The following is a 12,771-nucleotide window of genomic DNA, read 5'->3' on the forward strand; positions in this document are numbered from 1 at the left end:
GTGCTGGAGCAGCAGCGCCCCGACCGCACCTTCAAGGTCGGCGAGGGGCTGGATGTCGCCGACTATGTGCTGGCCGGCGGCGGCTTTCCGGTCACCGTCAAGGGCGCGGGCGTGATCGGCGTGATTGCCGTTTCGGGCCTGCCGGAGCGTGAGGATCACGGCGTGGTGGTCGACGCGCTGTGCGCGCATCTGGGCGCCGACCGCAAACAATTGGCCCTGGCGCCGGAAGCACAATGACAGACCCAAAATCCTTCCTGACGTCGATCTTCAACGCCGCGGTCGCCGCCGCCGATCCGGAAAAGACGATCCGCGACCATCTGCCGGCAAGGCCGAAGGGCCGCACCATCGTCATCGGCGCCGGCAAGGGCTCGGCGCAGATGGCAGCTGCCTTCGAAAAGGTTTGGGACGGCCCGATCGAGGGACTGGTCGTCACCCGCTACGGCTATGGCGCGAAGTGCGAGCGCATCGAGATCATCGAGGCGGCGCATCCGGTGCCGGATGCGGCCGGGCTCGAGGCCTCGCGCCGGCTGCTGGAGAAGGTGCGCGGGCTGACGGCGGACGATCTTGTTGTGGCGCTGATCTCCGGCGGCGGCTCGGCGCTGCTGCCCTCGCCCGCTCCGGGCCTGGCCCTGGCCGACGAGATCGCCGTCAACGAGGCGCTGCTTGCCTCCGGCGCGCCGATCGCGGCGATGAACACGATCCGCAAGCATGTCTCCACCATCAAGGGCGGCCGGCTGGCGGCGGCGGCGCATCCGGCCAAAGTGGTGTCGCTGGTCGTCTCCGACATCCCCGGCGACAATCCGGCCCTGGTCGCATCCGGCCCGACGGTTCCCGACACCGGCAGCCGCGAGGATGCGCTGGCATCGATATCAGCCTACGGCATGGAGCTGCCGGCAGCAGTCATGGCGCACATCAATTCGCCGACCGCCGATGCGCCGCGTCCGGACGATCCGGTCTTCGCCGGCAATGAAGTGCATCTGATCGCGTCGGCCGGCGTGTCGCTGGAAGCCGCCGCCGCCGAGGCAAAGCGGCAGGGAATTGAAGCCGTCATCCTGTCCGATTCCATCGAGGGCGAGGCGCGCGAGGTCGGCGGCGTCCACGCCGCCATCGCGCGCGAGGTAGCGACGCGCGACCGCCCGTTCGCCAAGCCGGTGCTGATCCTGTCGGGCGGCGAGACGACGGTGACGCTACGGGCAAAGGGCAAGGGCGGCCGCAATTCCGAATTCCTGCTCGCCTTTGCGATCGCCATTGGCGGCCTGGACGGCATTCACGCGCTGGCGGCGGACACCGACGGCATCGACGGCTCGGAGGACAATGCCGGCGCCTTCGCCGATGGCTCGACGGTGGCGCGCATGCGCGCCGCCGGCATCGACGCCAAGGCGATGCTCGCCGGCAACAATGCCTGGACGGCCTTCAATGCGATCGGCGATCTTTTTGTGCCGGGGCCGACGGGCACGAACGTCAATGATTTAAGGGCGATTCTCGTCCGTTAACGCGCGCCGCATTGCCCTTGCGCAAGCGTCGGCGCTGCCCCTCATCCGCCTGCCGGCACCTTCTCCCCGTATAGTGACGGGGAGAAGGCAGCTGGCTACGAAGGGGCAATGAGGGGCGGCGCGAACCTGTCGATGCTTTTCAATCAAAGTTGAATGAGGGCATCCGAAGAGGCGCACCGAAGCATAATTGATCAAACCGCCATCAGCCGCTTCACCTCTCTCATATCCTTGAGGAATCGTTCCCGCTCGGCTTCCTTGTCTTCCTGCTCCCGGATGCGCAGGATGAAGGATGGGTGGATGGTAATGAAGACGCGCAGGCCGTCTTCGCGCTCGATCACCTCGCCGCGCATCTTCGTCACCGGCACCGCCTTGCCGAGCAGCGCCTGCGCCGCGGTCGCGCCGAGCGCCACCACCAGATTTGGCTGGATGAGATCGAGTTCCCTGTCCAGCCACCAACGGCAGGCCTGGATCTCACCGGCATTCGGCTTGGAGTGGATGCGGCGCTTGCCGCGCGGCTCGAACTTGAAATGCTTCACCGCATTGGTGACGTAGGTTTTGCGCCGCTCGATATCGGCATCGTTCAGCGTGGCGTCGAGGATCCTTCCTGCCGGGCCGACGAATGGTTTGCCGGCCACATCCTCCTGGTCGCCCGGCTGTTCGCCGACGAAGATCACCTCGGCATTCTCAGGTCCCTCGCCGAACACCGTCTGGGTGGCGTCGCGCCACAGCGGGCAGCGGCGACAGGGCTTCGCCGCAGCGCGCAGTTCGGCTATCGAAGCATCCTCGCCAAGGACCGGTTTGGCATCGTCCAACCCGCGCCTGACTGGTGCCTTTGCCTGGTTCGTGGCGGCCATCCCATGCCTCATCCATTCCAGGGTGAAATGGACGGGGCGGGCGATGGTTCCGCTCACACCTCGTGCAGATACAGGTGGTAGTCCAGCTCGCTGACAGTGCGGGCGACGCGCAGATATTCGGCCTGCTTGATCGCGACGAATGTCCGGTGCAGATCGGGGCCGAGCGCCTCTTTCAGGAAATCGGACGCCCGCGCCGCCTCGATCGCAGCGCGCCAGTCCACCGGCATGGTGGTGCGCGTTACGGCCGCTTCGTAGCCGTTGCCGGTGGTTTCCGGGCCGGGGTCGAGCCCTTCCTCGATGCCTTTCACAATCCCGGCGAGCACGGTCGCGGCCACGAGATAAGGGTTTGCGTCGACACCCGACGGACGGTGCTCGATGCGGCGGTTCCTGGCGTCGCCAGCCGGCACGCGCAGCGCCACCGAACGGTTGTTGACGCCCCAGGTCGGCGCCACCGGCGCGTAGGATTGCGAAACGAAGCGCCGCCATGAATTGGCATGCGGCGCAAACACCAGCATGGATTCCGCCATGGTCTGGATCAGGCCGCCGAGACCCTGCAGCAGCGGCGGCGACCAGCTCTCGCCACCGGCTTCGGCAAACACATTTTTTCCGGCATCATCTTGCAGCGAAACATGGAAATGCATGCCAGAGCCAGCGTATTTCTCGATCGGCTTGGCCATGAAGCAGGCGGTGACACCGTGGCGGCGCGCCTGCGCCCTGACCAGCCGCTTCAGCATGACGAGGTCGTCAGCTGCCCGCATCACATCCTTGCGGTAGTTGAGCGTCAGCTCGTACTGGCCGGGCGCATATTCGGAAATCACCGTCTCGGCCGGGATGCCTTGTGCGCTGGCGGCGGCATAGATGTCGGAAAACAGCGGCTCCATGCCGTGCAGATGGTCAACCGAATAGACCTCGGTCTTGGCCGAGCGGCGCCCGTCGAGCACGGCATGCGCCGGCTGCACCTTGCCGTCGGCATCGCGCTCATTGGCAAGAAGAAAAAATTCGAGCTCGAAGGCGCCGGCCGGACGCAGCCCCTTGGCCGCCAGGCGCTCGACCTGCCGCTTGAGCGCCAGGCGGGGATCGGACGACATCGGCTGGCCGTCGAGATGGTGCATCGCCATCAGCACCTGGCCGCGCGGCGGGTTGGTGCCATACAGCGGCACCAGCGTGCCGGGGATTGGCCATGCCCTCAGATCGCCATCACCGGTGTCCCAGACCAGGCCGGTCTCGTGCACGTCCTCGCCGGTGATGTCGAGGCCGAGAATCGAGATCGGCAGGTGCCGGCCGGCCTCGAAAATGCCCATCAGCTCGTGCCGGCGCACGATCTTGCCACGGCCGATGCCGTTGGCGTCGGTGAGCACGATGTCGAAGGCCTCGATTTCGGGGTGGGCATCGAGAAAGGCTTTCGCCTCGCGGGGCGTCGAGCCCGAAGGTGAGGTCATGATCGAACTCTGCTTTGGCCTGGCCGCCAATCTTCCGCTGCTTGTCTCATGCCGCAAGCCTTGCCGCAACCGTCGCGAAAGCGGTGATCAGCCTGTTGACCTGAGCCGCCGTCGTGGCCGGCGAGATCAGCATCATATTGTGGAAGGGCGCGATCAGAACGCCCCGGTTGGCCAGCGCGACGTGGATGGCGGCCTCCAGCTCCGGCGCGTGCGCCGCCTCCGCCTCGCCGCCGTTGCGCAGCGGGCCCGGGGCACAGATGAACTCGACCCGGGCGCCGACGCGGGCGACATGCCAGGGCAGACGGTAGCGGTCGATGACGGCCGTCAGCCCGGCATCCAGCCGCCGCGCCAGCCGGTCCATGCGGGCATAGGCTTCCTCGGTCATCACCTCCTCGAGCGCCGCGCGCATGGTGGCGAACTGCAGCGGATTGGCCGACAGCGTCGTGCCCATGCCGGAATAGCCAGGCGCCTTCACCCTGTTGTAGGCGGCGTAGCGGCTGGCGACCTCGTCGCTCAGGCCCCAGACGCTCGCCGGCACGCCGCCGGCCAGCGGCTTGCCAAGCACGAAGAGGTCGGGCTCCAGCCCGTGCTTCCTCGTGTAGCCGCCGGGGCCGGTGGAGATGGTGTGCGTCTCATCGATCAGGAGCAGCGTGCCGGCGGCACGGGTGAGGCGCCGCAGCGCGTCGTGGAAGCCCGGTTCCGGCAGCACCATGCAGGAGTTGGTCAGCACCGGCTCGGTGATGACGCAGGCGACATCCCTGTCCGCAAGCGCCGCTTCGAGCGCGGCGATGTCGTTGAATTCGACGATCTTCGTTGCCCGGGTGAGATCGCGGAATTCGCCGGCGAGCCCCGGCCGGTTCACCGGTTTGCCGTCGATCAGCCGCACCATCGTCTCGTCGACCGAGCCGTGGTAGCAGCCGTTGAAGACCAGGATCTTCTCCCGGTTGGTGACGGCGCGGGCAACGCGTAGCGCGAAACGGTTGGCGTCGGTCGCGGTGGTGGCAATCTGCCAGAAGGGCAGGCCGAAGCGCTGCTGGAGCAGCGGGCCGATGGCCAACGCATCCTCGCTGGGCAGCATATAGGTCAGGCCGCGCCCGGACTGCCGGCGGATGGCGCGGGCGACCGGCGGCGGCGAATGGCCGAACATCGAACCGGTGTCGCCGAGGCAGAAATCGTCCAGCCGGTTGCCGTCGATGTCGGTGATGGTGGCGCTCTTGGCGCTGTCGACCAGGATCGGGAACGGCGTCGGCCAATCGTTCATCCAGTGCATCGGCACGCCGCCGAAAAAGCCGGGCAGGCCATTGCCGGCCTTGGCCAGCGATTTCGGCCGCGCCTTGCGGAAAACCTCCGCCTCCGTCTCGCGCAGCACGGCAATGCGCTCGCGGCTGATGCCGCCGATCGACGTCTTTGAATGGCTGGTTGAATGCATGAAGTCCCTCTCGCGCGCACTGTAGACAATCGCCGTCTCAAACCGCAATTGGCCGCCGGCTTGCCCTGCATTGGTTCAGCGGCAGCCGGCTGGCGCTTGACCTCGAGGCAAAGCCCGGCATCAATACGGGCCTGGCTTGTGGTTTTGGGGGAGAAAAAATGCGTGCGATGATTTGCACTGCGACATTGCTTCTGTCGGCTGGCGGGGCTCTTGCGAGCGGCGGCATCTGGTGCTCCGCCGAGGATGCTGCGGCGATATTCCAGGTCGAAGCCGGCGTCACCAGGGGCATGGGAGGGCCGACGTTCAATTTTCGCGGTGATCTCGAAATTCTCGGCAGACCTGCCGGCGACAGCCTGCGCAAGACCGTCTTCGAGGATTCGAACCTGACGCAATACTGGCTCGACGGCGAGGAATTGCGGCTGAACATCTATCACGAGCACGAAGTCGCTGAACGTATCAACTCGGTCGAACTGACGATCCTGACCAAGACCAGCGACGAGGGCGTCTATGACGGGCGCTATACGCTCGCCATCTACGACGCCGCGGCGGATACGGACCAGGACGGCAAGCCGGTTGAAGTCAAAGGCAAAGTATCCTGCGGGGCAGAATAGTCGAGCCTACGCCGTGATGTCGATGACGCCGCAGTCGCCGGCGGCGCTGCCGAAGACGATACGGCGCTCTTCCCCGTCCCACATCATCGCGGTGATGGCGCCCTTGCCGGGGCGGCGCAGCAGCACTTCCTTGGCGTCGGCGAAGCGCACCGCCATCACCATGCCGTCGTCATAGCCGATCGCCACCACATCCTGGCTCGGATGGCAGGCGACCGTGGTGACCATGGCGTTGCCGCGCGTGCCGAGCTCCAGCGGCGCCTTGCCCATCGGGCCGTCCTTGCCGGTAAACGGCCAGACGATCGCCGCCGGCGCGCCCGAGCTCGCCAGCCATTTGCCCTTGGGCGCCCATGACAGGCTTTTGACCTTTGCCGGATAGCCGCTCATGCGCATGTGCTTGCCATCGGCGAGCTTCCAGCCATGCAGCGCGTTCTCCTGCATCGTGGTGACGAGGAAGGCGCCGTCCGGCGAGAAGGCGATGCCGGTATGGGCGCCGGCCCATTCGAGCTCGACCGGCTTGCCCTCGGCGGCGGGGAAATGCAGCGTCGCGCCATTGTAGCGGGCGACACCGAAACGCATGCCCTTGGGCGAGAAGGCCAGCCCCTCGACCGAGCGCGGATGGGCGAACTCCTTGGTCTTGCCGTCGGCGAAGCGCACGAAGGCGGTCTTGCCGGATGCATAGGCGATCGCGCCCTGCGGCCCGGCGGTGACGCTGGTGATCCATTTTTTGCCGGCGCTCGCCAGTTCCTGGACGTTGCCGCCCGCGGTGATCGAAAAGACCTTGCCATCCTCGCCGCCGGTGATCAGCCGATCGTTGGCCGCGTCATGGAAGGCGGCAAGCAGCCCATCATTGGCCTGCGCGGTCTTTTGCCCGTTGTCGAAGCGGTGGATTGTGCCATCGGCGAGCGCGAAATGCGGCACATCGCCGAGGAAGACGGCGGCGACGCAATGGCCTTCGAGATCAAGCGGGGCGACTGTGGGCATGGCTATCTTTGTCTGGTGAAAGTGCAGAAGGCGGCTTACTCGACGTTTGTACGTCCGGCAACCATGAGGGGGATAATCGCCAGCGATGGCGCCGCCCCTCATTGTCCTGCCGGACATTTCTCCCCGTATAGTGACGGGGAGAAAGAGGGTTGTCGCGGATGATTTCGCCAATCTTCAGCGCTACAGAATAGGCGTCGACATTGCGGCCAGCCTTCTTCTCCCCGTCACTATACGGGGAGAAGGTGCCGGCAGGCGGATGAGGGGCGGCGCCAACGGTTGGAAATTGTCGCTACAGAATGCTTGGCAGTGCTTTGATGACCCTAAGCAGCCTGTCCTCCTCCCGAACGTTCAAGCCGCCTGGCAGGCCTCGAAGCTCTTGCGCAGCCGCTCGGCGTCGAGTTCGCGGCCGATGAAGACCAGCCGGCTCTCATGCTTCTCGCCATCCTTCCAGGCGCGTTGGTGGTCGCCCTCGATGATCATGTGCACCCCCTGGATGACATAGCGCTCATCGTCGCCCTTGAGCGCGATGATGCCCTTCAGTCGCAGGATGTTCGGACCTTCCATCTGGGTGATCTTCTCGATCCACGGGAAGAACTTCTTCGGGTCCATCTCGCCGCCGCGCAGCGACACCGACTGCACCGTCACGTCATGGATGTCGGAAGCATGCGCGTGGTCGTGATGGTGATCGTGGTCATGGTGATCATGGTCGTGATCGTGGTGGTCGTGATCGTGGTCGTGCGCTTCGAGGAAATGTGGGTCGTTCTCCAGCGCGCGGGCAAGGTCGAAGGCGCCGCGATCGAGCACCTCGGCCAGCGCCACCCCGGCACGCTGGGTGCGATGGATCCGGGCCGCCGGGTTGATGGCGCGGATCGTCGCTTCGACCTTGGCGAGTTCGTCCGGCGTGACGAGGTCGGTCTTGTTGAGCACGACGACGTCGGCGAAGGCGATCTGGTCCTCGGCCTCCTTGGAATCCTTCAACCTGAGCGGCAGGTGCTTGGCGTCTACCAGCGCCACCACCGCGTCGAGCTTGGTCTTGGAACGCACGTCGTCGTCCATGAAGAAGGTCTGCGCAACTGGCACGGGGTCGGCCAAGCCGGTAGTCTCGACGACGATGGCGTCGAAGCGGCCGGGACGGCGCATCAGGCCTTCGACGACGCGGATCAGGTCGCCGCGTACCGTGCAGCAGACGCAGCCATTGTTCATCTCGTAGATTTCCTCGTCGGATTCCACGATCAGGTCGTTGTCGATGCCGATCTCGCCGAACTCGTTGACGATGACGGCATAGCGCTTGCCGTGGTTCTCCGACAGGATGCGGTTGAGCAGCGTCGTCTTGCCGGCGCCGAGATAGCCGGTCAGCACGGTTACGGGAATCTGCGTCTGCGCTTGGCTCATGTCTTGCCTCAAAAGTCTTCTCGCCTCGGAATTCCGGGCTTCGAAAAGGGGAGTGTCGGCTCCATATAGGATGTGTGCCACGCTTTTGCACGCGGCAAACCGATGGGCCAGCCAGGCAGGCCAGAAAGGCGCCAGATGTCCGACAAGCGAGCTTCCTTGCCAATCTCCCGGCGCCGGGCGCTCGGCCTGATTGCCGTCACCGCCGGCGGCGGCAGCTTTGTGCCGTCCACCGCGCCTGCCGCGCAGGTTTCGCCCTATGCCGGGCTTGCCCTTTTCGATGCCGGCGCCGGCGTCTGCGCCATCACGCCAGAGGCGACCGAGGGGCCGTTCTATTTCGACCCGAAGCTCGAACGCGCCGACATCACCGAGGGAAAGAGCGGTGTCGGTCTGACTGTCACGCTGCAGGTGGTCGATGCCGCCTGCCGCCCGCTTGCAGGGGGGCGCGTCGACATCTGGCATTGCGACGCGCAAGGCCACTATTCCGGCTATCCGGGCCAGGGCGATGGCGAGGATGTCGACACGTCGGGCCAGATCTTCCTGCGCGGCTGGCAGAAGACGGACGAAAGCGGCATCGTGTCCTTCGCCACCATCTATCCCGGCTGGTATCGCGGCCGCACCACCCATATCCACTTCAAAGTCTTCCCGGACGATCGCTCGGTGATGACCGGCCAGTTGTTCTTCCCCGACGCGCTCAGCGACCAGATCTTTTCGACCGTTTCGCCCTATGCCGAGCGCGCCGGCAAGCGCGACACATCGAACGCGCAGGACGGCATCGCGAGACGCTCGGGACCGCTGTCGCAGGCCGCCTTGCGCGAGGCGGCGGACTCCTACCAGGCGCTCCTGGTCGTCGCGGTGAAGTCCGTCTGAGGCTGGTTTGCACGCCTCGACGCGCCCGCCGGAAAGCCTTCCTCCAGGGGAAAAGTCGTTTGTCATCTAACTGAAATAAACATCTGGCATCACCACGGCGGACGTCGCAATGCTTGCCGGCAAAGCTGTTCTGCAAGCCGGATTCTTTTTGATCGTCGATTGCCAACCGGCAGGCAGCCTCTATGCTGTCGCCACCGGTTCGGCCGAAGAGGGATGACCATGGCCAAGGCGGACAAGACAGCGACAATGAGCCGGCTGCATTCGGCGGCGCGACTGGCGCGAACGGCGCTCGCCGCCCGGCTTTTGGCGCATGGTTTCTATGCCGGCCAGGACCAGATCATGCTGGCGCTCGACCGCGAGGACGGCCAGACGCCGGGCAACCTCGCCGGCCGTCTCGGCGTGCGCCCGCCGACCATCACCAAGACCATCAATCGGCTGCAGGCGCAAGGTTTTCTCGAAAAGCGCGCCTCCAACGCCGATGCCCGACAGGCGCATATCTTCCTCACCGATACCGGCCGCGAGACCATCCGCGCCATCGAGAAGTCGGTGAAGAAGACCGAAAAGCAGGCGCTGAAGGGCCTCGACAAGAAGGACCAGAAGGCGCTGTTCAAGCTGCTCGCCCGGGTCGAGGCCAACCTTTCCAACGAAGATCTGGTGCTCATCGACGACGACGCCGAACTCGATGATTAACGAGCGACGCGTCAGCGTCGTCTCGCAGCGACGCGTAGGCGCGACGCGAAGCGTCGTCGCGGTGCAGTGCGCCAGCGTTGCCCTTCAAGTAGCGCCCTAGCATCGGCGGCTTAGCGGAAAGGGCCACGACGCTGCGCGTCGCGCCTGAGAGCTATCACAGGGCGTCTCGCGGTTGAGCGATCACGCTGCGCGTCGCGCTTACGGAACAATGCCAACGTGGGTGGGTTGAGCGACGACGCTGCGCGTCGCGCTTACGGAACAATGCCAACGTGGATGTGTGGAGCGACGACGCTGCGTGTCCCGCTTCGCACCAGCATCGACCAACGCCCGGGCGTAAGCCCGAACGCCTTCTTGAAATGACGGTTGAAATGGCTCTGGTCGCTGAAGCCGGCGGCAACGGCGATTTCGGCCAGCGGCTCGCCAGCCTCGATCATCCGTCGTGCCCGCTGCAGCCGGCGCATTACAAGGAAGCGGTGCGGGCTGGTGGCGTAAGTGGCGCGGAAATGGCGCGAGAGCGCGTAGCGGTCGAGGCCGGTAACGGCTTCCAGCTCACCTGACCGCACCGGCCGCCCGGCATTCTCTTCGAGATAGTCGCGCGCAAGCGCTGCTGCGCGCCATGCAGTCATTCCCATCGGCTTCGCCGGCTGTCCGGCATGTCGGCCCAGATTCCGCGCCAGCTGCGCGATGAAATCGGCGACGAACAGCTCGTCCAACTCTTCCTGCAGCGGCGCCAGCGCCGACAGCAGCGTGCCGCGCAGCGCCGGGTCGCTCACCACGGCGTCCGCGACGAAAGGCAGCGGCTCACCATCCAGGCAGTCAATGAGCAGCGACGGTTCCAGATAGAGGATGCGATAACGCAGTCCTTCCTCCGTGCCGGCGCCGCCATCGTGCAGTTCGTCGGGATGCAGCACGATCACCTGGCCGGGCAGGCTGTGCCGCAGCGCGCCGCGATAGTGGAAGCGCTGGACGCCATCGAGCGTCACGCCAATGGCGTAGGTGTCGTGGCGGTGCAGTTCGAAGGCGTTGCCGTGGAAGCGCGCCTCGATGCGTTCGATGCCAGTGCCGCCCGGCGCCGACACGATACGGTCCCCGGGAGCGACCTCGCCCGAGCACGAACGTTCAAGACCCTGCACAGGCTCTGCGGCTAGATCGTGCGCCATCGCTTCAACCAGGCCTGTCATAGGCCGCCTCCCGGAGACTTGAATCTTGGTGTTCGATACGAAATTTGCAATCGTGCTCAGGGACGATCTCGCCGTCTGGCAGAAGCTCAATGTCACCGCGTTTCTCACCAGCGGCATCGTCGCTCAGTTTCCGGAGATCATCGGCGAGCCCTACCGCGACCGTGCCGGCAACATCTACAACCCGCTGTCGATCCAGCCGGTCATCGTGCTGTCGGCGGACGGGCCGACGCTGAACGCGATTCATCGCCGGGCGCTGGAGCGCGGGGTGACGGCATCGGCCTATGTCGAGGAGATGTTCTCGACCGGGCACGACGCCGCCAACCGCGCCGTCTTCGCCGAATTCGCGCCCGAAGACGCCAGGGTCGTCGGCATCGCGCTCCGTGCCGAGAAGAAGCTCGTCGACAAGATCACCAAGGGCGCCCGCATGCAGTCATGATTCAGGCCGGCAGCGCTGGTCCACGGCAGCGCCTCGACTGAGCCTGTCCGGGACGCTTGTTGGGCCAGTCGCTTTTGGCTTGCCGGCCAGCGGCGATTGCCGCAAAAGGGTGGCGTCTACCTTTCCCCGGCCCGACTTTGAGCATTCCCAAAAATCAAGACGACAGCGCAACGCCGCCAGCGGCGATGCTTTTGATGCTGTGCGTGTACGTCTGCTTCACCTTTCTCGACACCAGCAGCAAATATCTGGTGCTGGCCGGCGTCTCGGCGCTGATCGTCGCCTGGGCTCGCTTCATCGTTCATGTGCTGCTTGTCGGCGTCTTCCTGCGCGGCTGGCGCGCGCCGTCGCGTTTTCGCGCCAGGAACCTGCCCGCGCACATCCTGCGCGGCGCCTTCCTGTTCGGCTCGACCATGTGCAACATCTTCGCGCTGCGAACCTTGCAACTGGCCGAGACGACATCGATCTACTTCTTCGGGCCGATGGTGATCACCGCGCTTGCCGGTCCGCTACTTGGCGAATGGGCGGGCTGGCGGCGCTGGCTGGCGATCCTGACCGGCTTCGTCGGCGTGCTGATCATCACGCGGCCCGGCGTCGGCGTGTTCGGCATCGGCCATCTCTTCGCGCTCGGCTCGATGCTGTCGAACAGCTTCTATGTCATCATGACCCGCCGCATGTCGGCGAGCGAGACTTCCGAAAGTCTGATCCTGTTTTCGGCGCTGGCGCCGGCGGTGCTGCTCCTGCCCACGCTGCCGTTGTCGCATGCCTTGCCGCAGGACGGCTGGCACTGGCTCATCCTCCTGATGCTCGGCGTGTTCGGCGCCACCGGCCATTGGCTGCTGGTGCAGGCCTACCGCCTGGCGACCACCACCGCGCTCGCCCCCTATCCCTATTCGCAGATGGTGTGGATGATCATCTCCGGCTGGGTCATCTTCAACCAGTTCCCTGACCGCTGGACGCTGCTGGGCGCAGCCATCATCGTCGCCAGCGGCCTTTACATCATCCATCGCGAACACCGGCTTCGCCTGCGCAACAGCGCCACGCTGGACGCAGAGGCCGAAGCCCTGGCAAAAAAACTTTGATTTGCCCCGGATCGATGGCATAAGAGCCGCCTTTAAACAGTTTAAATCGGTTCGGGGAGCGAAGGGGCTGGCACAGAAGATCAAGCTTTCGACGATCGCGGATGCGCTCGGTGTGTCCACGGCCACGGTGTCGCTGGCGCTGCGCGACAGTCCGCTGGTGGCGGGCAGCACACGCGACCGCATCAAGGAACATGCCCGCGCCATCGGGTATATCTACAATCGCCGCGCCGCCAGCCTGCGCACCTCGCGCTCGGGCATTGTCGGCGTCGTCGTGCACGACATCATGAACCCGTTCTTCGCCGAGATCCTGCGCTCGATC

At 65.4% G+C, this 12,771-nt stretch carries 13 protein-coding genes and 1 pseudogene; 8 read left to right on the plus strand and 6 right to left on the minus strand.

What is annotated here, in order from left to right; genetic code table 11:
* The coding region (locus EN742_RS01095; RefSeq protein ID WP_189375085.1) for a heme-binding protein at positions 1-237 on the plus strand (237 nt) is incomplete at its 5' end.
* Positions 234-1,493: a glycerate kinase gene (locus EN742_RS01100; protein WP_127420578.1), complete on the plus strand. Its 1,260-nt coding sequence runs from the start codon at positions 234-236 to the stop codon at positions 1,491-1,493. The genes EN742_RS01095 and EN742_RS01100, both read left to right, overlap by 4 nt.
* A gap of 191 nt (positions 1,494-1,684) precedes the next feature.
* On the opposite strand, the gene EN742_RS01105 is transcribed toward EN742_RS01100, so the two are convergent.
* Genes EN742_RS01105 through EN742_RS01115 form a run of 3 tightly spaced genes read right to left on the minus strand, consistent with a single transcriptional unit; the run spans position 1,685 to position 5,215 of the window.
* Positions 1,685-2,347: a UdgX family uracil-DNA binding protein gene (locus tag EN742_RS01105; RefSeq protein WP_127407106.1), complete on the minus strand. Its 663-nt coding sequence runs from the start codon at positions 2,345-2,347 to the stop codon at positions 1,685-1,687.
* A 53-nt stretch (positions 2,348-2,400) separates the two neighbouring features.
* Positions 2,401-3,786: a glutamine synthetase family protein gene (locus tag EN742_RS01110; protein WP_127407107.1), complete on the minus strand. Its 1,386-nt coding sequence runs from the start codon at positions 3,784-3,786 to the stop codon at positions 2,401-2,403.
* Between the two features lie 46 nt (positions 3,787-3,832).
* Positions 3,833-5,215 carry an aspartate aminotransferase family protein gene (locus tag EN742_RS01115; protein WP_128332273.1) on the minus strand — a complete coding sequence of 461 codons (1,383 nt, stop codon included), beginning with the start codon at positions 5,213-5,215 and terminating at the stop codon, positions 3,833-3,835.
* Positions 5,216-5,373: 158 nt separating this feature from the next.
* On the opposite strand from EN742_RS01115, the gene EN742_RS01120 reads away from it, so the two are divergent.
* Complete coding sequence (locus EN742_RS01120; RefSeq protein ID WP_126056985.1) at positions 5,374-5,826, plus strand: hypothetical protein; 453 nt, start codon at positions 5,374-5,376, stop codon at positions 5,824-5,826.
* Positions 5,827-5,832: 6 nt separating this feature from the next.
* On the opposite strand, the gene EN742_RS01125 is transcribed toward EN742_RS01120, so the two are convergent.
* Positions 5,833-6,807, minus strand: a complete 975-nt coding sequence (locus EN742_RS01125) for a WD40 repeat domain-containing protein (protein ID WP_126056986.1) — start codon at positions 6,805-6,807, stop codon at positions 5,833-5,835.
* A gap of 348 nt (positions 6,808-7,155) precedes the next feature.
* Positions 7,156-8,199, minus strand: coding sequence for a GTP-binding protein (locus EN742_RS01135; protein ID WP_126056987.1), 1,044 nt, complete (start codon positions 8,197-8,199; stop codon positions 7,156-7,158).
* Between the two features lie 135 nt (positions 8,200-8,334).
* Between EN742_RS01135 and EN742_RS01140 the strand changes: the two genes are divergently transcribed.
* Positions 8,335-9,066, plus strand: a complete 732-nt coding sequence (locus EN742_RS01140) for an intradiol ring-cleavage dioxygenase (protein WP_126056988.1) — start codon at positions 8,335-8,337, stop codon at positions 9,064-9,066.
* 219 nt (positions 9,067-9,285) lie between these two features.
* Complete coding sequence (locus EN742_RS01145) at positions 9,286-9,756, plus strand: MarR family winged helix-turn-helix transcriptional regulator (RefSeq protein ID WP_126056989.1); 471 nt, start codon at positions 9,286-9,288, stop codon at positions 9,754-9,756.
* A 251-nt stretch (positions 9,757-10,007) separates the two neighbouring features.
* Here the strand turns inward: EN742_RS01145 and EN742_RS01150 are convergent, their stop codons facing one another.
* Entirely contained in the window at positions 10,008-10,916 is a 909-nt protein-coding gene (locus EN742_RS01150) for an AraC family transcriptional regulator (RefSeq protein ID WP_126059265.1), read from the minus strand.
* Between the two features lie 49 nt (positions 10,917-10,965).
* On the opposite strand from EN742_RS01150, the gene EN742_RS01155 reads away from it, so the two are divergent.
* The 3 genes and pseudogenes from EN742_RS01155 to EN742_RS38960 form a co-directional block, all read left to right on the plus strand.
* Entirely contained in the window at positions 10,966-11,373 is a 408-nt protein-coding gene (locus EN742_RS01155) for a DUF2000 family protein (RefSeq protein ID WP_127405708.1), read from the plus strand.
* 194 nt (positions 11,374-11,567) lie between these two features.
* Positions 11,568-12,452 (plus strand): DMT family transporter, encoded by an 885-nt coding sequence (locus EN742_RS01160; protein ID WP_189375086.1) that lies wholly within the window; start codon positions 11,568-11,570, stop codon positions 12,450-12,452.
* 112 nt (positions 12,453-12,564) lie between these two features.
* Positions 12,565-12,771: pseudogene (locus EN742_RS38960) on the plus strand (LacI family DNA-binding transcriptional regulator); the annotation flags it as partial.

It is taken from the genome of Mesorhizobium sp. M4A.F.Ca.ET.020.02.1.1 (assembly GCF_004022645.1).
Classification (GTDB): domain Bacteria; phylum Pseudomonadota; class Alphaproteobacteria; order Rhizobiales; family Rhizobiaceae; genus Mesorhizobium.